Annotated in this window: 15 protein-coding genes and 2 tRNA genes; 7 read left to right on the plus strand and 10 right to left on the minus strand. The window is 62.0% G+C overall.

What is annotated here, in order from left to right; genetic code table 11:
• Positions 1–27: 27 nt before the first annotated feature.
• A complete protein-coding gene (malE, locus tag JGZ97_RS14210) occupies positions 28–1,200 on the minus strand; it encodes a maltose/maltodextrin ABC transporter substrate-binding protein MalE (protein ID WP_207063314.1) in 1,173 nt (390 codons plus the stop codon).
• Between the two features lie 226 nt (positions 1,201–1,426).
• Here malE and JGZ97_RS14215 point away from each other — a divergent pair, with 226 nt between their 5' ends.
• Positions 1,427–1,699 (plus strand): hypothetical protein, encoded by a 273-nt coding sequence (locus JGZ97_RS14215; RefSeq protein ID WP_207063315.1) that lies wholly within the window; start codon positions 1,427–1,429, stop codon positions 1,697–1,699.
• A gap of 68 nt (positions 1,700–1,767) precedes the next feature.
• Here the strand turns inward: JGZ97_RS14215 and JGZ97_RS14220 are convergent, their stop codons facing one another.
• From JGZ97_RS14220 to JGZ97_RS14240, 5 genes are all read right to left on the minus strand, one after another.
• On the minus strand, positions 1,768–3,054 hold the full coding sequence (locus JGZ97_RS14220; protein WP_242521793.1) for an ammonium transporter: 1,287 nt from the start codon (positions 3,052–3,054) through the stop codon (positions 1,768–1,770).
• A 28-nt stretch (positions 3,055–3,082) separates the two neighbouring features.
• Positions 3,083–3,421 carry a P-II family nitrogen regulator gene (locus JGZ97_RS14225; protein ID WP_207063316.1) on the minus strand — a complete coding sequence of 113 codons (339 nt, stop codon included), beginning with the start codon at positions 3,419–3,421 and terminating at the stop codon, positions 3,083–3,085.
• Positions 3,422–3,692: 271 nt separating this feature from the next.
• Positions 3,693–4,694, minus strand: coding sequence for a thioredoxin domain-containing protein (locus JGZ97_RS14230; RefSeq protein WP_207063317.1), 1,002 nt, complete (start codon positions 4,692–4,694; stop codon positions 3,693–3,695).
• A gap of 148 nt (positions 4,695–4,842) precedes the next feature.
• Positions 4,843–4,918, minus strand: a tRNA-Asn gene (locus JGZ97_RS14235).
• Positions 4,919–4,948: 30 nt separating this feature from the next.
• A tRNA-Asn gene (locus tag JGZ97_RS14240) sits at positions 4,949–5,024 on the minus strand.
• Between the two features lie 210 nt (positions 5,025–5,234).
• Between JGZ97_RS14240 and xni the strand changes: the two genes are divergently transcribed.
• Together xni and JGZ97_RS14250 are read left to right on the plus strand one after the other, a co-directional pair.
• Positions 5,235–6,056 carry a flap endonuclease Xni gene (gene xni, locus JGZ97_RS14245; RefSeq protein WP_207063318.1) on the plus strand — a complete coding sequence of 274 codons (822 nt, stop codon included), beginning with the start codon at positions 5,235–5,237 and terminating at the stop codon, positions 6,054–6,056.
• Positions 6,057–6,220: 164 nt separating this feature from the next.
• Complete coding sequence (locus tag JGZ97_RS14250) at positions 6,221–6,889, plus strand: HAD family hydrolase (RefSeq protein WP_207063319.1); 669 nt, start codon at positions 6,221–6,223, stop codon at positions 6,887–6,889.
• Between the two features lie 39 nt (positions 6,890–6,928).
• On the opposite strand, the gene JGZ97_RS14255 is transcribed toward JGZ97_RS14250, so the two are convergent.
• The gene (locus tag JGZ97_RS14255) at positions 6,929–7,702 is read right to left on the minus strand and encodes a hypothetical protein (protein ID WP_207063320.1); all 774 of its coding nucleotides are present in this window, start codon (positions 7,700–7,702) and stop codon (positions 6,929–6,931) included.
• A gap of 54 nt (positions 7,703–7,756) precedes the next feature.
• Positions 7,757–9,664, minus strand: a complete 1,908-nt coding sequence (locus JGZ97_RS14260) for a Clp1/GlmU family protein (RefSeq protein ID WP_207063321.1) — start codon at positions 9,662–9,664, stop codon at positions 7,757–7,759.
• A 179-nt stretch (positions 9,665–9,843) separates the two neighbouring features.
• Here JGZ97_RS14260 and JGZ97_RS14265 point away from each other — a divergent pair, with 179 nt between their 5' ends.
• On the plus strand, positions 9,844–10,329 hold the full coding sequence (locus tag JGZ97_RS14265) for a hypothetical protein (protein WP_207063322.1): 486 nt from the start codon (positions 9,844–9,846) through the stop codon (positions 10,327–10,329).
• A gap of 4 nt (positions 10,330–10,333) precedes the next feature.
• Here the strand turns inward: JGZ97_RS14265 and JGZ97_RS14270 are convergent, their stop codons facing one another.
• A complete protein-coding gene (locus JGZ97_RS14270; RefSeq protein WP_207063323.1) occupies positions 10,334–11,272 on the minus strand; it encodes a DUF808 domain-containing protein in 939 nt (312 codons plus the stop codon).
• A 218-nt stretch (positions 11,273–11,490) separates the two neighbouring features.
• Between JGZ97_RS14270 and JGZ97_RS14275 the strand changes: the two genes are divergently transcribed.
• Genes JGZ97_RS14275 through JGZ97_RS14285 form a run of 3 tightly spaced genes read left to right on the plus strand, consistent with a single transcriptional unit; the run spans position 11,491 to position 17,173 of the window.
• Positions 11,491–12,933: a Wadjet anti-phage system protein JetA family protein gene (locus JGZ97_RS14275; protein ID WP_207063324.1), complete on the plus strand. Its 1,443-nt coding sequence runs from the start codon at positions 11,491–11,493 to the stop codon at positions 12,931–12,933.
• 11 nt (positions 12,934–12,944) lie between these two features.
• A complete protein-coding gene (locus JGZ97_RS14280; RefSeq protein ID WP_207063325.1) occupies positions 12,945–13,733 on the plus strand; it encodes a DUF4194 domain-containing protein in 789 nt (262 codons plus the stop codon).
• The gene (locus JGZ97_RS14285) at positions 13,730–17,173 is read left to right on the plus strand and encodes an SbcC/MukB-like Walker B domain-containing protein (RefSeq protein ID WP_207063326.1); all 3,444 of its coding nucleotides are present in this window, start codon (positions 13,730–13,732) and stop codon (positions 17,171–17,173) included. Before JGZ97_RS14280 ends, JGZ97_RS14285 begins: the two co-directional genes overlap by 4 nt.
• Before the next feature lie 245 nt (positions 17,174–17,418).
• Here JGZ97_RS14285 and JGZ97_RS14290 read toward each other — a convergent pair whose 3' ends face one another.
• The gene (locus JGZ97_RS14290) at positions 17,419–19,809 is read right to left on the minus strand and encodes a protein kinase (RefSeq protein WP_207063327.1); all 2,391 of its coding nucleotides are present in this window, start codon (positions 19,807–19,809) and stop codon (positions 17,419–17,421) included.
• Positions 19,810–19,844: the final 35 nt, after the last annotated feature.

Consider the following 19,844-nt stretch of genomic DNA (forward strand, 5'->3'; position numbering starts at 1 on the left):
CACTTCAGGCAAGGGCAAGCCGCCCGCTCAGGGCGCGCTGCGGCCGGTTGCCTGCTCAGCCGCCTGCAGCAGAATCGGGGCGATGGGCCTGTCTGTGTGGGCAGTGGCCTCCAGCGCCGCTCTGAGCGCCTGCCAAAAACGCCTCATCTCCGGAATGTTGGGCATCATCTGTCCGGTCACTGCGCTGTGAAAGGTGGTGTCGATGTGGGGGTTCGCCGCCAGTACACCCATCAGTTCGATATTGGCCGGCGCCCCCAGGGGCGAGGCCCGGTTCAATGCGTTCAGCCCCTCCGGTTGCAGCAGGTAGTTTTCCACAAAATTCCGGGCTTCTGCCTGCTGGTCGCTGTTGGCGTTGATGGCGGCGGCCCAGACGCCGACAAAAGGGACGCCCGGATTGCCGTTGACGGGCGGCAGCGGAGCGACGGCAAAGTCGATGCCGGCGTCGCGAAATGCCGCCCACTGCCAGGGGCCTGCGATGGTCATGGCGGCCTGGCCGGCTAGAAACGGCGCCGCGGAGTCGCCCTTTTCCAGTACCCCCTGCTCCCGCAGCCGGCGCAGCAGTGCCGCCCCCTGTTGGGCCCCCGGGCTGTCCAGTCCGGTGTGCCCGGTATCGTAGCCGGTGCCGGTGCCGGTGCCGGTTTCGGCAAAGGCGAATGCGCCGCCCGCCGCCAGCAAGGGCCAGCTGAAGTAGGGGGAGGTATAAGGCCAGCTGATGGCCCGAAGTCCTGATGCGCGAAGGGCCTGATCCAGGGGGATCATGGCTTCGAAGGAGGGCGGGGGCGCCGGTATCAGCTTGCGGTTGTAGACCAGCGTTACCGCTTCTACCGCCAGCGGGTAGCCCCAGCGCTGCTCCTGGTAGGTGACGGCTTGCCAGGTGAAGGGGGCGATGGCGTTTGTGATCGGTTTGCCGGGCGAGATCGGCGCCAGCAGGCCCCGTTCTGCCCACTCACCGTAGCGGTCGTGGGCCCAGAGGAGAATATCGGGACCGCCGCCTTCGCGAGCCGCGGCTTCGAAGCGCGAAGGCAGCTGCGGCAGGGCGCGCACCCGCACCTGTGTCCCGGTCTCCTGTTGGTAGCGGCGGGCTGCGTCGGTCAACCCCTGCACCCCCTTGTCGTCGCCGATCCAGACCGTCAGGGCCGGGGCGGACCAGCCATTCACGGGGATGAGCAGGATCAGCAGGAGCAATATCAGGACGGGCATGATGAGTGGCTATGGTCGGGCGTAGGGCGGCTTGGAATAGGAGAAATGTTAACACCTAAACCGGGCTTGCGGTGACAAAGCGCAACCCCGCTGCCGGCTTTTTTCCGGAAATGAATGGGTCCCGCGCGCCCCGCTAAATTGATGAGAAATGCTCAAGCTTGGGGGCGGCAGGGACGTTAGGCTGTGAGTAGGAGAAGTCAAAATTTGGAAAGGGAGGCAAAACGCCATGTTAACTTATGATGATTGCCTGGATCTCTGCGAATTGTCGCAGGAAGAGATCGACGCCATCGCCGAACATGAGCATTGCCAACGGTTACAGGCGCTGGCGAAGGCGGAGTATCTGGTCCATACGCCCGGTGGTGAGCTGAAGATCCGGCGGATGATTCTCGATGATATTCGGCATGCCCAGCAGCACGGAGACCGTCAGCACGAGATGGAGCTCAAGCGGGTGCTGGCCTGCTTTATCAAGAACCATCCCCAGCACGGGGCCCAGGCCTAGACAGGCCTAAACGCAAAGGGCCGGACGTGCTGCGTCCGGCCCTTGAGTAACGCCGAAAGCGCAGGGGGTTACAGGTTGTAACCCTTCTCCTCGTGTTCGGCCGTATCCAGGCCGGTCACTTCCACTTCCTCGTCGACACGCAGGCCTACCAGGGCGCCCACCAGCTTGAGAATGATCCAGGTCACCACCGCGGTGTAGACCAGGGTGGCGAGGATGCCGACCATCTGCACGCCGACCTGGCCGCCCATGCTGGTGATGCCGTCGGCAAACCCGTAGCCGCTGAAGAGGCCAAGCCCGGTGCTGGAGAACACACCTGCCATGAACGTACCCAGGATGCCGCCGACACCGTGGGTCGGCATGACGTCCAGGGAGTCGTCGATCTTCAGGGTGCGCTGAATGAAGTGGGTGGCGGTAAAGCAGACCGCGCCGGCGACAATACCGATCACCAGGGCGCCGCCGGGGCCGACAAAGCCCGAGGCCGGGGTAATGGTACCCAGACCCGCGATCATTCCGGTTACGGCGCCCAGCACGCTGGGCTTGCCGAAGCGGATCCATTCGATGGCGGCCCAGGTCAGCACGCCCGCGGCGGCGGAGATGTGCGTGACCAGCATCGCCATGGCGGCGTCGCCGTTGGCGGCCAGGGCGCTACCGCCGTTGAAACCGAACCAGCCCACCCAGAGCATGCCGGCGCCGGTTACGGTGAGGGTCAGGTTGTGCGGAGGCATGGCCACCGTGGGAAAGCCCTTGCGCGGCCCCAGCACGATGGCGGCGGTGATCGCCGCGACCCCGGCGGTGATGTGGACCACGGTACCGCCGGCGAAATCGTACAGGCCCATGGCGCCCAGCCAGCCGCCGCCCCATACCCAGTGGGTGACCGGGGCGTAGACCAGGATCAGCCAGATGCAGCTGAACAGCAACATGGCGCTAAAGCGCATGCGCTCGGCAAAACCGCCGATGACCAGGGCGGGGGTGATGATGGCGAACGTCATCTGGAACAGCATGAAGAGGGATTCGGGAATATCCCCGGACAGGGTTTCGCGGGTGACGCCGGCCATCATCACGCGGCTGAAGTCGCCGATCCAGGCGTTGCCCTCGCCGAATGCCAGGCTGTAGCCCACCACCAGCCAGATCAGCGAGGCGGCACCGGCGATGGCGAAGCACTGCATCAGCACCGAGAGCACGTTCTTGGAGCGAACCAGGCCGCCGTAAAAGAGGGCCAGTCCCGGCAGGGTCATAAACAGTACCAGTGCCGTCGCCGTCAGGATCCAGGCGGTATTGGCGCCGTTCAGTTCCGACGCCAGGGCGGTGCCCGGAAGCAGCGCCAACGTCAAAATAGCAAGCTGTTTCAGCATCATGAATCTCTCGTATTGGTTGAATCTTGGGTTAAAGGGCGTCGTTACCGGTCTCGCCGGTGCGGATGCGGACCACCTGGTGGAGGTCGGTGACAAACACCTTGCCGTCGCCGACCTTGCCGGTGCGGGCGTTGCCGACAATGGCTTCGATCACCGCATCGACCTGGTCGTCGGCCACCGCGGCTTCCACCCGTACCTTGGGTACGAAGTCCACCACGTATTCAGCTCCCCGGTAGAGTTCGGTGTGCCCCTTCTGGCGGCCGAACCCACGGACTTCGGTGACAGTGATGCCGTTGACTCCCGCTTCGGACAGGGCTTCGCGTACATCGTCGAGCTTAAAAGGCTTGAGAATTGCGCTGACAAGTTTCAAGGCAAGCACTCCTTTTGGTGCAAAAAAGGGACCTTCGCCTGTTATCAGGCGGCGTGCTCTTTTTAAGCACAAGCCGTGCCACAAATTAATGCACAATTAAAACAGATGGTTATGCGCATTTTGAGCGATTGAGCACTGTTTGGATGCACGGAAAGAGTGCGGCGAATGTGGTGACGCCCGATTATGGTGCGAACAAGAGGTGGGTGTTCTGTTTTGGGGCGAGGGCGGCGGGGCGTGGAGGAGGTCGCCGGGCGGCGACCTCCGGGAGGGCTCAGTTCGATGCCGGCAGCGCGGCCTCGATCGCCTCGATCAGGCGGGTCTGCAGCGGTCCATGCTCGTGGGGCAGGGGGCGGCCGTTGACGAAGAAGGCCGGGGTGCCGCTGATTCCCAGGCTGCGGGCTTCGGCCGCTGAGGCGGCGACGCGGGCCTGACCCGGGTTTTCAGTCAGGCAGGCATCAAACGCCTTCATGTCCAGCCCCAGCTCCTCGGCCAGCATGTCGGCCGATACGCTCTTCAGGAACTGCTGGCGCTCGAACAGCAGGGCGTTGAAATCCCAGTAACGGTCCTGCTGTTCAGCGCACACCGCCGCCTCGGCAAGGGTCTGGGAAATGCCGCCGGGCTGGAGGGGAAAGTCCTTGAACACGAAGCGGATCCGGTCGCCGTAGTGTTTCACGATCTCGCTCACCACGGGCTTGGCCTGCTTGCAGTGGGGGCACTGGTAATCGGCAAACTCGACCAGGGTCACGGGGGCGTCGGCCGGGCCCTGGCTGGGGTAGCCCTCTAGGGTGATCTCAAACTGCGGCGGGGTGGGGGGCGCCTGTTGGAAGCGGTAGTCCTTCTCTTTGCGGACCTGCTCCAGCAGCTGCTGTTGCTGCTGCTGGATCCGCTGGTTCTTCAGGTAGGTGGCCATGTTGTCGCGCACCTGCTCGAAGCTGCCCTGGATGCGCGACTGGTTGGCGTCGTACAGAGCGCGCAGTTCGGCCTCTGTCGGCTCCTCGGGCGCCAGCAGCTCCTCCTGCAGTTCGCGCACGGACACACCCTGCTTCTCGGCTTCTTCTTGCAGGTAGCGGTTGAAAATATACTGATCGGCGGCCTGCTGGCGTTGCTCGTGCTGTTGCAGTTCGAGCTCGTAGAAGCTTTGCCGCAGGGCGCCGGGAAGTTCGTCCGCGCGGTAGGTTTTGCCGTCGTAGTGCAGCGTCGGCTGCGCGCTGGCCAGCAGCGAAGCGGAGATCAAGCCGGTGGTCAGGGCCAGTCGTCCAAAAAAGCGTTTCATAAGCGGTTTGTCCTTCTCCAGTAATGAATGACCGGATGCGAACTATAGAGATTGTGGCGGCTTACGGCCAGGGGGCGGTGCTGAAACCGTGGCGGGTTAACTGGAACCGGGGTGTAGCTGGATCAAAGGGGGATCTTGGAAAAAGGGCTGGCTCCCCGAGCTGGACTCGAACCAGCGACCAATAGATTAACAGTCTACTGCTCTACCAACTGAGCTATCGGGGATCGGCCGAAATGATACGGTTGAAGGAGCGGTGGCTCCTCGAGCTGGACTCGAACCAGCGACCAATAGATTAACAGTCTACTGCTCTACCAACTGAGCTATCGAGGAATCGCTCAACCGTGGGCGCGAATAGTAAAGGGGTTTTCCAGGGCGGTCAAGGCCGTATAAGGAGGAAAAGCAATTCCCGGCGTAGCCGGTATAATGGCCCCTTTTCACCGCCGGATTCACTGCCTTGATGATGCGCCTGTTTCCACTCCTCGTTGTCTGCAACTCCCCCCGCAACCTCGCGTGCTCTTTCACCGAGGGGGAGGCGGCGCTGTGAGCGGCGAACAGCCGCACCTGCTGCTGGTCGATGCGCTGAACCTGATTCGGCGTATTCATGCGGCGGTTCCGGGTGACGGTGAGGCGGCGATGGAGGGGGCGCTCACCTCGGCAGGGCAGGCGGTGGGGCGTCTGTTGAGCCGTTTTCAGCCCAGCCACGGCGTCTGCGCGTTCGACGGCTGGGAGAAGAGCTGGCGTCACCAGGCCTATCCGGAGTACAAGGCCGGCCGCAAGCCCATGCCGGATGATCTTAAGCAGGGTATGGAGCGCTTTCACGCCCTGTTCCGCTACAAGGGGCTCACCAGCCTGACCTACGTTGATCTTGAGGCCGACGACATTCTCGCCACCCTGGCGATGAAAACCCTGTCCCGTGGGGGGCGGGTGACCCTGGTCTCCACCGACAAGGGCTTCGCCCAGCTGTTGGGAGGGGATTACCCGGACCTGTTGATCTGGGATCACTTCGCCCGCCAGGCCGTGGACCGGGACTTCGTGGTGCGCCGCTTCGGGGTCGAGCCGGGTCAGCTCGCGGATTACCTGGCGCTGTGCGGCGACACCACCAACCACATTCGCGGCGTCGACGGCATCGGCGCCAAGACCGCGGCCAAGTTGCTGGCCGAGTACGGGAACCTTGAGACGCTCTACGCTCATCTCGAGGAGCTGCCCAAGGGACAGGCGGCGAAACTGCAGGGCACCCGCAACTGGGCGTTGCAGGCGCGCCACCTGGTGCGCCTGCGCACCGATCTGGAACTGGACTGCCGGCTGAAGGCGTTCCGCCTCGGCGCGGCCATGAGCCTGCCGCAGGTAAAGGAGAAGGGGTAGCGAAGCGCTCTTGCGGGTAGGGTCGCAGGCCCTTTGCCGGAGGCCTGTCAGGCGTCACCGGCTCGCCCGGGATACTCACCGCCCGCTTCCGAAATTGACCGCTTCCCTCTTGGCTATACTGCCGCTGCAACGGCTGGCGCTGCAACGGAAGGGAGGGGAGTGACATGGCTGACCGACCGAGCGCAGTATTCTTCGATGTTCTCGAGACCTTGATTGACCTTGCTCCGCTGGGGGACCGCCTGGAAGAGGTGGGCCAACCGGCGTCTTTACTCGGCCCCTGGTTCATGCGCTTTCAACGCGATGCCATGGCCATGACCCTGGCCGGTGATGCCGCGCCCTTTGAGCCTTTTGCCCGCCAGGCGCTGCGGACGGAAACCCGGCACCGGCTCAGCGAACCTGAGATCGAACACGTGGTGGCAGGGTTCGCCACGCTGCCCGCCTTCGACGATGCCGCGCCAGCCCTGGAGCAGCTCGCCCGGGCCGGGGTGGACGTTGGTTGTCTGACCGTCAACAGTCCGGACAACACCCGCCGCTTTCTGGAGGGCGCGGGGCTTGCCCGGTTCGTCGCGCACGTGGTCACCTCCCGGGACGCCGGCGTCTGGAAACCCCACCCAGAGATCTACCGTTTCGCTGCAAAGCAGATCCGTACTCCCATCGAGCGCATGGCGCTGGTGGCCGTGCACGCCTGGGACTGTCATGGCGCCAAGCGGGCCGGGGCCCTCGCGGGCTGGTGTGCGCGCCTTGAATACGCGCCCGGCGACGTTTTTCTGCCCGCCGATGTGATCGGCGACAACCTCGTCGAGGTGGCCGAGAAACTCATCGCGCTGCATTAGGCCGGGGGCGGGTTTGCGCTTCAGGCGCCGGATCCGCGTCTAGAAAAGGGCGGCGGGGGGCGGCAGCGGCTGCGGCTGCTTGGGCTGCCCATCCACCCAGATTTGGTAACGGTAGTTGGCCCGCCGGTTGACCGCGGCGCCGGCGTCGTCGGTGAAGTTCCAGTAAAACCGGTATTGCCCGGCGGGCTGCACCCCGTTGACCAGCTCCCGGATCGGCTGGTCTTCGGCGTTGTAGATCACCAGCCGCACGGGGGCGGGCGCGGGCAGGTGCAGCCAGATACGGGTAAAGGGCGGTCGCTGTTGCAGCACCTCGGCCAGACTGAGCCTGACCAGGCGCCGAGCGATCTCGGCGTCGCTCAGCCCCGCGAAGCGTTGCTGCAGAAAGCGGCGCAGCTGCCGTCGCTCGGCCGCCCGGCGTCCGGGCAGGGTCTCCAGCCGCTGCTGCAATATCGATGCGGAGGCGGTGGCGTTGCTGACGCCGCGCAGTCCGTCCTGCAGGCGTTTGATGTCGCGGCGGGTGCGTTCAAGCCAGATCACCTCCTCGGTGATAAAACCGCCGAGTCGGCTGTCCAGCTCCAGGTACCGGTCGGGGTTGCGAAAGTCCAGGGCCAGCTCGCGCTGCAGCTCGGCGAGGTTGTTGCGATCCACCGCCAGCGAGGCGAGTGCGTCCACGGTTTTGCCCTGAACCGCCGCCGTCGGCTGCAGGAAGGCGGGAAGGGTGTAGCCGAACTTGATGTAAGCCACGGTCAGCGCCAGGCCGGTGACGAGGCCGGCCAGCCAGCTTCCGGCGTTGAAGGTCTTATCTTGGGACACGCAGCGGCTCCCGGGACAGGAGAGATGGCTGGAGTATAACGCTCACCCGGCACCTCAGCCGGGCTCGACCAGCGGGGTGAACGCGGCGGCGATCTCCAAAAAATGGGCCGCGGGATCGGTGCTGTAGCGGCGCGAGAAGTGGAAGGGAACCAGCTGTTTCACCCCGGCGGCGGCGGCTATTTCACCGCAGGCGCGGGTGGTGAGGTGGCCGTGCTGTGCGGCCCGGGGCTGGTCCTGCTCGGAAAAACAGGCCTCCAGGAACAGGGTGTGAGCGCCCCGGGCGAAGCCGCTCAGGCGTTGGCGATTGGCCGGGCTGTCCGCCAGGTCCGTGGCGTAGACCAGCGTATCTACCGCCTCTTCGCGCAACAGCCGTTGACTCAGCGCCCCGGCGCTTAAGTGCTGGCCGTCGGGAAGGGCGATGGGGCGCGTCATGTCGCCGGCCTGCTGTGCCTGCTTGAGCGCCCCTAGCCAGGGGCCGGGAGGCCAGCCCTGGGCCGCCAGCCGGTCCCTGTCCACGTGCAGCCGGGGAGTGGGGCTCAGGGCGTAGGCCAGCACCGGCGTGCGGTGGTCCAGTTCCACGCAACGCACCTTCAGCTCAGCTGCTTCCAACAGAACGCCGTCGTTGCAGGGCGTCGTGCCCAGAGGCCGGGGCGTGGGGGTGCCTGCTCGCAGTAAAAAGCGGTGCAGCCGGTCGCCGTGGCGCTCGGTGACCTCGAAGGCGGGGCCCTGGTCGCCGATGCGGTCCCAGAGGATGCCATTCAGGTAACCCTGAACCTGCCCCGCCAGTCCCGCCGGTCCCCAGAGACGGCAAGTGCCCGGCGCCCCCAGGCGGGCCCGCAGCAGGCCCATAAAACCGCCGATGTGGTCGATATGGGCGTGGCTGATAAAGACATCGCTGGCCCGGTGCAGCAGCCGCAGGGGCACGCGGCTGCTGTCGCCCAGGTCAAACAACAGGCAGCGCCCGCCCCGCTTGAGCTGCACCACCAGGAGCGGGTCGGCGAAGATGCCGTTGGCGAGCTCGGCGACCGCGTCCCGGGTGACGACCCGCGGCCCCTGGGTCAGTTCCTGTCCCGCCGGCGGGTGGACCAGGGAGGGCGTGCTTTTCGGCTCGGGTCGTGGCGGGCGGGTGGTCAGCCCCCGTTTGGCGTCGACCCGGGCGTCGCGTACCAGCAGGGTCTTGGGCTCGGGGCCCAGGGGAGGGGCGCGAAAGCGCAGGGTATCGCCCTCTAAAGCGAGTGCTTCGCCCATCACGCAGTCGCCACCCGGTGAGCCGAGGGCGATCACCGCGCCGGGCCAGAACGCGCAGGTGCCGCCCGGCGGGGGCGTTCCCAGCAGGTCGAGGGTGGAGAGCGGCAGCGTTTGCTCGACGGCGGAACTCATGTAATCCCGCCACCGGCGGCTGCGTCGATGCCGGTTCTGGTGCCGCGGGGGTGGCCGTGCCGCGGCAGCGGCCTGCACCGGCTGGATGTTGAGCGCCCGGCACTCGTGGCGCAGCGGCACGCTGTCGGTGCTCAGTAGCCACGAGTGGGAAGGGTGGAGCGCGGTGACCAGGGCCTGCAGAAGCTCCGCCGCCGCCACCCCGCGAATCAGTCCCGGGGTATCGATGATCAGGGGCAACTGCGCCTGTGCGACCAGTCGCTGGGCGGCGCTGACCAAAGGAAGGCGAAAGCGGGCGGCATCCAGGCTGCAGAGCGGCTCCCGGGCGATCGGCCGCCAGCCATCGCCCTGCCACCGCCCCAGGTTGGCCGCCGCGGGAAGTCCGAACGCCGGGTTGCCCGGGTCGAGGCTCAGACACTGGCTTTGAACCCCGCGCGCGGCCAGGGCGGCGCCCAGTCGCCGGGCCAGGGCGCTTTTGCCGCTGCCGGTGGCGCCAAGCAGCAGCACCCTGGCCGGGGTTTTCGCCAGGCTGTCGGCCAGTGGCGGCAGCAGGCTTTCGAGGTTGGGAAGCGGGGTGGCGGGCATCTCGGGGCTCCCGGCGCGCGGTCGCTGTTCGGCTTCAGTATATGCGCCCAGGCGACAACAAGGCGGTCGCGGGTCCATGGGCAGGCAGCCCGATTGCGCCCCGGCTATGCTTCAGGTCGCTGTCGGCAAGCCATCGCCGTGCAACCAAGCAGAACGCCGTGCAACCCAGGAGACCGCCCATGGAAGATGCCCCTATTCAAACGGACCCCCGACGGGACGATCCCGACCAGCCCGAGCGCCTCCCTGGCAAGCGAGTGTCATCGTTTCTGCAAGCGGGCGACGCCCATCCGCTGCTGCCCTGGCTGCCACTCCCCCTGCGCGGCTTGCAGCTGGAGTACCAGGTTACGGAAATTCGGCTGACGGGAAGCGGCGCCCGGCTCCGCAGCCTGCGCCGGACGCTCCGCGACGGGGAGATCCGCGAGGAACGGCTGCAGGCGAGTCTGGGGCCCGAGGCGTTCGCCGAGGCCGCCGAGCAGATGCAGCGCCAGAGCCTCGCATTGATGGAGGGGATGATGACGGGGCTGATGGCCCCCTGGCTGGCCCCGTTCAGCCTGTTCGGGGGCGCGCCGGGGCGGGCGGTTGACGAGGCGGCACAGGCCGCAAAGGGCAGCAGCGAAGGAGAAGACAGTAAGGGCAGTAAGGACAGTGAGGGTAGAGAGGGCTGACGCCTCAGCCCCCTCGCAGGCGCGCGCCCAGGCTGATCAGGACGAATACCGCCAGCCCCGCCAGAATACCGACGACTGCGTTGATCAGCACCGGCGTCACCGCGGCGGCAATGCCGCCGATGGCGGGCAGGGCGTGGGCCGCCTCGACCGCCAGCTCCACCGGGTGGTGCATAAAGGGCAGGCCGTGCACCAGGATGCCGCCGCCGACCAGGAACATGGCGGCGGTGCCCACCACGGACAGCCCCTTCATCAGCCAGGGGGCGCCGCGCAGCAGCACCTTGCCCAGCCCCCGCTTGAAATCATCCCAGGCGGAGACGCCCTCGCTCTTGAGCAGGTGCAGGCCCGCGTCGTCGATTTTGACGATGGCGGCGACGATGCCGTAGACCCCCACCGTGATCGCCAGGGCGAGCCCGGAGACGACCAATAGCTGGGTGGTGAAGGGGGCCTCCTGCACCGCCCCCAGGGTGATGACGATGATCTCCGCCGAGAGAATAAAGTCGGTGCGGATCGCCCCCTTGATCTTGTCTTTTTCAAAGGCCACCAGATCGACCTCGGCATCCCCCACGGCCCGCAGCTTGTCGGCGTGGTCGGCCGGCCCCTCGCCGCGGTGCTGGTAGCTGTGGATCAGCTTCTCCACCCCCTCAAAGCAGAGGTAGAGGCCGCCGATCATCAGCAGCACGGTGACCGCCCAGGGGGCGAAGGCGCTGATCGCCAGCGCCGCCGGCACCAGGATCACCTTGTTCAGCAGGGAGCCCTTGGCCACCGCCCAGACCACCGGCAGCTCCCGTTCGGCACGTACCCCCGAGACCTGCTCGGCGTTGAGGGCCAGGTCGTCCCCGAGCACCCCGGCGGTCTTTTTTGCCGCCACCTTGGAGAGCACCGCCACGTCGTCGAGCAGGGTGGCGATATCGTCAATCAGGGTGAGAAGGCTGCTGCCGGCCATGGGGGCCCTCCTTGGGTGGCTGAGGAAACGGGGGTTGATGCACTATGGCCCGCCGCCCGGGGTGGGTCAAGGCAGGGAGAGGCCCGTCTCATTGGCTGCTTTGCCGGTGTTTTGGCCCTGAAAATTAGGGTAGAATCGGCCCCTTTATAATAGCCTTCGGTGCCCGCCTCCGGGCCCCCGAGACCGCCCTTCCGGGCGCAGATATTCCGGGATATTCGATGCTTTTCAATAAGCTGCCAGACGACCTCTTTACTCCGCTGTCGGGCCAGAATCGCCAGATCTACCAGGTGGTGCTGATCGAGCTGGCGGACCTCTTTTTCGACGAGGATCTGATCGATCCCTTTATTCCCAAGGACTTGGTGCGCTCCACTATCGAGGAGGCCGTGATCAAGCACGGTATCCGCAGCTGGAGCCCCGAGTCCGACGACGAGGGCGAAGGGGGCGAAACCCCGGTGCCCAGGTCCTCGGCGGAGTACACCAACCGCATCTACCGGCGCCTGGTCAAGACCGGCTGGCTGGACGAGGAGCAGCAGATCTATCGCACTTACGTGCTGATGGCGCCCTCGGTGAGCTACGTGCTGCGCACCCTGATCGACGTCGCCACCTTCCAGAAGAAGAGCTACGGCGGCGCCGTGCTGAACGTGCTCAGCTCCGTGGAGGCGGCGATCAAGGACCCGGCCGGGCGCGGCCTGACCCTGCAGGAGGCGGCCCGCACCGCCGCCGACTTCAGCGCCCACCTCACTGACATGCTGCTGGGGCTGCGCGAACTCAAGCAGGGGTTTGCCGCCACCAGCAACGCCCAGGACATCGTCCGGGGCTTCTTTGACCATTTCGTCGAGGCGATCCTGGTCTCGGACTACAAGACCCTCAAGACCCACAACAACCCCTTCCGTTTCCGGCGCCAGCTACTGGGGCTGCTCAAGGAGCTGCAGTTCGATCCGGTGCGCCTGGGCCAGCTGATCGACCACTACCAGGAGGTGCTGGAGCTGGGTAACGCCGAGGCGGAGGTGCTGGTCAACAAGCACATCACCCGCATCATCCGCATCTTCGAGTCCGTGGACGAGCGCCTGCAGGCCATCGACGACTTCCGCTTCCGGCTGGAAAAGCGGGTGGCCGACACCGTGCGCTACATGGACAAGACCACCCCGGGAATGAGCGCCCGCCTCTCGCGGCTGATCACCCAGCTGGCGAAAAAGGACGACGCCGAGATGCCGCTGCCCGACACCCTGGAGGAGTACGGCTTCCTGTCGCCGCGCAGCGTTCGCAGCGCCCCGCGCCGGCGCACCCCGCCCAGCCTCAAGATCATTCAGCAGCGCATCATCGACCCCGAGGTGCTGCTGCTGCGCCAGCGCTTCAAGGAGTACAAGGAGCGGCGCCAGATCACCGGGGCCAAGCTGGAGGCCTTTATCGAGCGCCAGCTGGACGGGCAGGACGCCCTCCACGCCCAGCAGTTCTCGATCAACACCATCGAGGACTACATCGCCTTCAGCTACCTGCGCCACATGCCGAGCCTGGGGAAAAAGGCCAAGGCGGTGGCGGCCAAGTACGAGCTGCGCTTTGAAGACCGTTACGTCAACGTTGCCGACATGGTGAAGTGCCGCGCCTTCACCCTGGAGCGCAAGAAGGGGCAGGCCAACGCCCCCAGCCCAACTGAACATTAAAGGAAACCCGCATGCTAGGTGATCTCAAGAAAATTCTCAGCCGCTTCGAGCAGGTGGACGAGGAGGCCATGGTGGCGGCGGCCAACAAGCTGCTGGTCAACCAGTTTCTCTACGCCGACAAGCCCTCGCACCGGCCCCACTACTTTTTGATCTCCACCCACGTGGACTACTTCACCGACCTCTTTGCCGCCATCGGCTGGTCGCTGACCCACCAGCCCGACGAATCCTTTATCGGCCTGATCCCCAAGGGCGAGGAGCGCTACCTGCGGCTGCGCCTGGACGAGTCCCTGTTCCTGCTCTGTCTGCGCCAGCAGTACGAGGAGCGGCTGGAGAACTTCGACGTGGAGGGGGGCAAGGCCTTTCTCAGTTCCGAGGAGCTGCTGCGCCTCTACGAGAACCTCACCTCCAAGGAGATTCCCAACGAGACCCGGTTCAAGGAGATCCTCAGCCTGTTCAACCGCCACGGCATCATCGAGCGGGGCAAGGCCCCGGAGACCGACCCCAAGAACATTCCGCTGATGATCAACCCCAGCATTCGCCAGGTGGTGGTGGAGGACTGGGTGCGCCAGCTTGAGGAGCTGGCCGAAGACGGCGCCGGCGGCGAACAGCGAGCCCTGGAGGAAGAGGAGCTGGCCGCCCAGGATGCCGAGGACGCGGCCGCCGCCGAAGACGCACAGCCAGCCAGCTCAGAGCAACCGGCGGCAACCCCCGAACCCAAAGCGGCGGGCGACAGCGCCTCGCCCGAGAGTACTAGCGAAAACGCGGACACCGAGAAGACCGCCGAGGAGATCGCGCAATGAAGTCGTTGAACAAGATCGTTCTGGTCAACTGGTACGTGCTGGGGGCGGTGGAGATCCCCATCCGCGGCAACGTCGCCATCGTCGGCCCCAACGGCTCCGGTAAATCCTCCCTGCTGGACGCCATCCAGACGGTGATGGTGGGGGGCAACAAGCGCTTTCTGAGCTTCAACGCCAGCGCCGGGCAGAAGTCCGAGCGGAGCCTGCGCACCTACTGCCTGGGCTTTCTGGACGACAGCACCGCCAAGACCAACAACGCCCGCGAGGACTCCATCACCTACCTGGCGCTTGAGTTCAAGGACGACGAGAGCGGCCGGGTGGACACCGTGGGCCTGGCCATCAGCGCCAGCCTCGCCTCCCCGGAAGAGGAGGTGGAGGGGCGCTTTATCCTGCCCGATACCGAGGTGACCCTGGACGACTTCACCACCCAGACCGACGGCGGGCGTCTGCCCCGGGCCTGGCTGGAGGTGCGCGACCACCTGCGCGCGCGCTGCCCCGAGATGCTGCTGGAGAAGCGCTCCAGCCGCTTCCTGCGCGAGGTGATGAGCGTGCTCAGCCACGACGCCAACCTGCCCATCGACGAGGAGAAGTTCCTCAAGAACTTCCGCAACGCGATCAAGTTCACCCCCATCGACAGCCCCACCCGGTTCGTGCGCGAGTACGTGCTGGACCACAAGCTGGTGCAGGTGGGGGATTTCCGCAAGTCCCTGGAAGAGTACCGGGCCATGGAGGCCAAGACCAAGGAGGTCTCCGGGCGCATCGAGGAGCTGGAGAAGGTCCAGGAGCTGTGCCAGGGGGTGCATCGCAACGCCCGCAACGCCATCGAGTACGAGTGGGTGGTGCACGAGACCCGCTTTGAAGAGGCCGACCTGAAGAAGGAGTCCATCGAGGAGAAGCTCGAGGAGGACAAGGAGAAGGAAGCCAGCCTGCAGGCCGAGGCCGACAAGCTGGAGGCCGAACTCAACCGCCTGATGCAGCAGCTGGCCGACACCCGTGCCGAGCTCAACAACTCCGACAGCGCCGCCCGCATCAAGGAGCTGGAGCTGAAGATCGACGCCAAGGGCCACGAGCTGGGGGTGGTGCGCGACAAGATCCAGTCCGTCTACAACCTGCTGCGCTCCACCGTCGGCTTTGCCCACCACGAGAAGCAGCTGCCCAGCGCCTTCATGGACCTGGTCAAGGAGGGGGTCGAGCTGTGGCGCGAGGGTGAGAACCTGATGAACGGCGTCTGGCCCCTGGAACCGATCAAGGTGGACAACTGCCTGGAGCAGATGAAGAAGCAGATCGATAACGTGCGCCTGGAAGTCTCGCGCCAGTTCGAGGGCTCGGTGATCGAGCTCTCCAGCCTGCGCGAGAAGCTGCAGGGTCACCAGGGGGCCATTGAGCAGCTCAAGGCCGGCCGCGCGCCCCTCAAGCGCAACACCCAGGAGCTGATGAAGATCCTCGCCGAGTACGGCATCGACTCCACCCCCCTGTGCGAGCTCACCGAGATCGTTGATGACCGCTGGCGGGTGGCCATCGAGAGCTTCCTCGGCAACCGCCGCGAGGCGCTGATCGTCGACCCCGACCGGGTCAAGGACGCCATCACCCTCTACCGGCGCCGCGCCCGCCATCTCAAGGGCTGCCGGATCGTCAACACCACCAAGTCCGACCACTGGCTGGACCGGGCCAAGAAGGGTTCCTTGGCCGAGTTCGTCGACTGCGACAACAGCCACGCCCTGGCCTACATCAACCGTACCCTGGGCGGGGTGATGGCGGTGGAGACCGAGGCCGAGCTGCTGCGCCAGGAGCGGGCCCTGACCCCGGACTGCATGCTGCAGAGCGAGGGCACCACCACGGCGATCCACGAGCAGAACCCGATGATGGGGATCAAGCACCGCCAGAGTCAGCTGGCCCGCCAGGACCAGGATTTTGACCGCCTGCGCGCCAAGTTCGCCGAGCAGGAGAAGGAGCACGAGGCCCTCAACGGCCTCAAGGAGAACCTTATCCGCCTCACCGCGGCCCTGGCCGGCGTCACCGAGAAGACCTACGCCCTGGCCAACCAGCGCGAGATGCTGGACGCCGAGGTGGAGGGCTACCGCCAGGCCATCACCGATCTTCGCAACCAGGACGACACCGGCATTCAGCAGCGCCTCTCCACCCTGGTGGAGGAGCAGACCAACGCCCAGACCGAGCACCAGAAGTGCCTCGATCAGCTGCGCACCCTGCGCACCAAGATGATCAAGGGCGAGGCTAACCTGGAAGTGCTGGAGCAGGAGCTCGAAGAGCACGGCAAGGCCCGCGCCCAGTGCGAGGAGAAGCCCGAGTTCGACGCCAACGCCGCCCAGGAGAAGCGCGACTACCTGGAGGAGTCCTGCGCCGGGGAGCTGGAGCGGATCATCTTCGAGGCTGCCCGCAAGGCCCAGAACGAACTCACCCTGGTGGAGAAGAAGAAGAACTCCGTGCGCGACGGCGTGGCCCAGTACAAGGCCCGCTACCACGGCTCCGGCAGCAGCCACGGGGACCTGGACGCCATCACCCCGGATTCCACCCACCTGGACCTGGAAGCCTTCGTCGGCAAGACCGTCGAGGCCCTCAGGCAGACCGAGCTGGCCCACTACACCCAGAAGGCCGAGCGCGCCCGCATCGAGGCCGAGACCGCCTTCCGCTCGGATTTTGTCGCCCACCTGAACGACCAGATCGACAAGATCAAGGAGCTGATCCGCGAGCTCAACAACCACCTGAAGCACCGTCCCTTCCACAAGGAGATGTACAGCTTCACCATGACCCCTAACCCCGAGCTCAAGGACATCCTCAAGCTGGTGGAGACCTACTCGCGGATCGACCAGGCCAACGCCGGCGGGCTGTTCGACGCCACCGTGGACCAGGACAGCCCCCACCGCGAGGCCCTGGAGAAGATCCACGATGTGCTCAAAGACGAGGGCGAGTCCAGCATTCTGCAGGACTACCGCAACTTCTATAACTTCGAGCTAGTGATCAAGGACCTGGACGGCAACATCAAGACCAACCTCAGCCAGCGGATCAAGACCGGTTCCGGGGGCGAGCACCAGGTGCCCTTCTACGTGGCCATCGCCGCCGGTATGGGCGCCACCTACCGCCTGAAGATGACCCCGGACGGGCGTCCCCAGGGGGGCATCAGCCTCTCCATGTTCGACGAGGCCTTCAACAAGCTGGATGCGGAGAACACCCAGACCAGCCTCGGCTTCATGGGCGACCTGGGCCTGCAGACCCTGATCGCGGCGCCCGACGACAAGTACTCGCTGATGGCCTCGACCATGGACACGGTGATCAACGTCTGCCGGGATGGCGCCATCGTGGATCTGGACGTGGAGTTTCCCATGCCCAAGGCCAAGGCGCTGTTGAATTCCGATAATCCGTATCGGAAGGATCGCGGTGAGGTTGAGGGGGATTCCGAGACCGAGGAGGAGGCTGAGGCGGTTTAGCGGCAAGCTACATGCGGTAAGCTGGCACCGCATAGTCCCTTCTCCCTCGGGGAGAAGGTTGGGATGAGGGGGCGGCGGCGCAGCCCCTGCCAAGGATGATGATGCCCGAGCAACCACTCGGGCTTTTTTGTGCCTGGGCCGACTTTTATCGGTTTCGAAAGGGAACCTAGGAGTCAATTGCCGCTATTGGTCGATCATAACGCATAGATGGACCGTGAAAGAAAATCTACCCTGCTTTTTTATATCTAATTGTTACTCAACTCCATTTTACTTCTCGCCTCAGATATAACGTATGCGATCCCTTTTATGGTTTCAATGTCAAAATTCTCTCCTAGCTCGTAATGTCCAGAAACTTCTAGACCTCCATCTATTATTTGGCATTCCACTCCTTTGAATCCAAATGAGGTGAGAGCCGTTTTTGTTTTCTCCTTGGCTGTAGGGAGATATTTTTTAAGATTTCGGTTGTCGGCAGGGCCGCGTATTTTTGATATTTTCAGTCTCGCAACTGCTTTTCCAAAGTTGTCTCCGATCTGTATGTCAATGTTTTTTGATTCGTCTGCGCTATTTATTGTTATATGTTTTCCGTTTTCTTTTATTGCTATTTTGTGTGGGTTTGTTTCAATTTGATATGCGATTTCTAATGCAAAAAGAGGATGGGTGCTGCTTATTTTTTCAGTTTCCAAACATTTGTTTATAATGCACAGCCTATCCAGAAGTGCATCGAACGGTATCCTGATCGACTGATCGTCAAGTGTCGATAAATATATTGTGTCAGCGGCAAATACCGGTAGCGATTTGATCTTGGATGTGTATCTTTTTCTGATGAGATTTTCTGTTTCGTTTCTGAAATTTTCAAACCTATGCTGGTTGGGTATTGGCGTGTTTCCAGTTAGCGCAAAATAACAAACCATACCCATGCCGAAAGTATCCACAGCCGTATTTCTTAGCTCTTTTAAAATAGCTTTGTCCGATAGTTGCTCAGGTGCAGCAAATCCTTTTGCGAGTACATCCTGTATAATAGGTCCTTCGGTGGCACCTTTATGCCAGGATAGATCAAAGTCTAAAACTTTTACATCTGGATTTTCTGGGTTTGTGAAGTATTCGCTAATGATTATGTTTTCTGGCTTCAAGTCTCTGTGTAAAACTTGCTCTTTAAGAGAGTGAGCTTCGTTAATGGACTTGGCGGTTTTATACAAAATATCCGCTGCTGCGTTAAAGTCCAAAAAACGTTTGTCAATTCCTTCTCTTAGAGTTATTCCGTCGATAAAATCCATGACTATACAAGAAGGGATTTCAAAAGCTTCCTTTATTCCAACCATGCCGCCAATGTTATTTTCTTTTAAAATGCTCATTGATTTGACCCCTCTGCGGAAGCAATTGGAAAAGTCAAACTCTTTACGAACATCTTCCATTAGCACTTTTATAGCAATGTGTTCATCGGTTCTTTTGTCCTTAGCCTTGTAGACATGCCCAAAGGCTCCCTTACCAAGCTTTTCTATTATTTGATAGTTAAATAGGATGGAGTTGTCTTCATCAGTTCCAATGTCCCAGCACATTCTTATGGCGCCGTTGTACTGGGAGTTGAAATCTCTCATTTTTTCTTTTTTTGTGTCTATGCTGTCTTGCTCATTGTTTATAATTTTCTTCAGTTTGTTGTTTAGTTTTTTTCTGCATGAGTTGATGTCGTCAATTGCAAGAATCTTTAGGGTCCTTGGATCTTCTAATGTTTCCTCTTCGGATGTGTTATTTAAAACACTTGTGAAATATTTTTGTTCGGGTTTGAAATTGATTAAGTAGCGTAGAAGTTCCTCGATTTCTGGGTGTTTCTCATTCGAAGGAGTGTACGGAATAACCTTAAATCCAATTCTGGTCAGCCTATCTATTTCTGATTTCTTGTTGTTAGGGAAAACTATGAAGTTTTTGTTGCCAAAAGTATTCCGTCTTTCTAGTTGGTTTAACATTAATTCAAAGGAAATGTCGGACACATCGAATCCGATTGTAAGGGTTTTTTTGGTTGACCATATCTTGTTGTTGAAGTTTATGAAATTCTCGTTTTTATCATATAGATTTCTTTTTTGTGTGTCTGTTAGTACCCAAGATTCATGATCAATTAGTTTGCCATGAATGTGATATACAAAGTCAACTCCATCGGAGAGAATGTTGAAATAGCTTGGTTGATTGTTGCTGAAGGACGTTACAGCCATGTTTTTTGATTTTGAGTAGGCCTGTTCTGAGAAGTCATCTAGGTTATAAGTAAGAATTCCATTAATTCCGCACTTCCACAGTAACTCGCAGCATGTTGGAATCTTTCTGCCTTGTGTTGAAAGGATTTCTTTTATTGTTGATTGAAATATGTTTTTACTTATTGTGTTTTCGCAGTGTTCAAATACATGCCAATAGTCGCAATGTGATTCAAGATCTTTGGTTTGTCTGATTATGAGTTTTCTTTCATCTTCATCTAAAGAGAAAGCTCTATCCCTTACTGCCGATAGAACTCGATCTCTAAGATCTTTCCAACTAGGAATGCCTGATGGCCTTGATATCCCTGCACCCGTAATAGCGACAAAACCTTTCGGGTCTTCACTAATTGATTTGGTCAACTCCTGTATCACAGGGTCCTCAAAATTTATTGTCATTTTTTGCCTCGTTTTCATTTAAAAGTTTTGGGTCA

This window comes from Motiliproteus sp. SC1-56, assembly GCF_017309075.1.
Classification (GTDB): Bacteria; Pseudomonadota; Gammaproteobacteria; order Pseudomonadales; family Balneatricaceae; genus Motiliproteus.

What these genes read in the sequence shown, in the direction of transcription:
- malE (WP_207063314.1), bottom strand. Translation starts at nt 1,200, where the DNA reads ATGCCCGTCCTGATATTGCTCCTGCTGATCCTGCTCATCCCCGTGAAT.
- JGZ97_RS14215 (WP_207063315.1), top strand. Translation starts at nt 1,427, where the DNA reads ATGTTAACTTATGATGATTGCCTGGATCTCTGCGAATTGTCGCAGGAA.
- JGZ97_RS14220 (WP_242521793.1), bottom strand. Translation starts at nt 3,054, where the DNA reads ATGATGCTGAAACAGCTTGCTATTTTGACGTTGGCGCTGCTTCCGGGC.
- JGZ97_RS14230 (WP_207063317.1), bottom strand. Translation starts at nt 4,694, where the DNA reads ATGAAACGCTTTTTTGGACGACTGGCCCTGACCACCGGCTTGATCTCC.
- JGZ97_RS14250 (WP_207063319.1), top strand. Translation starts at nt 6,221, where the DNA reads ATGGCTGACCGACCGAGCGCAGTATTCTTCGATGTTCTCGAGACCTTG.
- JGZ97_RS14260 (WP_207063321.1), bottom strand. Translation starts at nt 9,664, where the DNA reads ATGCCCGCCACCCCGCTTCCCAACCTCGAAAGCCTGCTGCCGCCACTG.
- JGZ97_RS14265 (WP_207063322.1), top strand. Translation starts at nt 9,844, where the DNA reads ATGGAAGATGCCCCTATTCAAACGGACCCCCGACGGGACGATCCCGAC.
- JGZ97_RS14270 (WP_207063323.1), bottom strand. Translation starts at nt 11,272, where the DNA reads ATGGCCGGCAGCAGCCTTCTCACCCTGATTGACGATATCGCCACCCTG.
- JGZ97_RS14275 (WP_207063324.1), top strand. Translation starts at nt 11,491, where the DNA reads ATGCTTTTCAATAAGCTGCCAGACGACCTCTTTACTCCGCTGTCGGGC.
- JGZ97_RS14280 (WP_207063325.1), top strand. Translation starts at nt 12,945, where the DNA reads ATGCTAGGTGATCTCAAGAAAATTCTCAGCCGCTTCGAGCAGGTGGAC.
- JGZ97_RS14285 (WP_207063326.1), top strand. Translation starts at nt 13,730, where the DNA reads ATGAAGTCGTTGAACAAGATCGTTCTGGTCAACTGGTACGTGCTGGGG.
- JGZ97_RS14290 (WP_207063327.1), bottom strand. Translation starts at nt 19,809, where the DNA reads ATGACAATAAATTTTGAGGACCCTGTGATACAGGAGTTGACCAAATCA.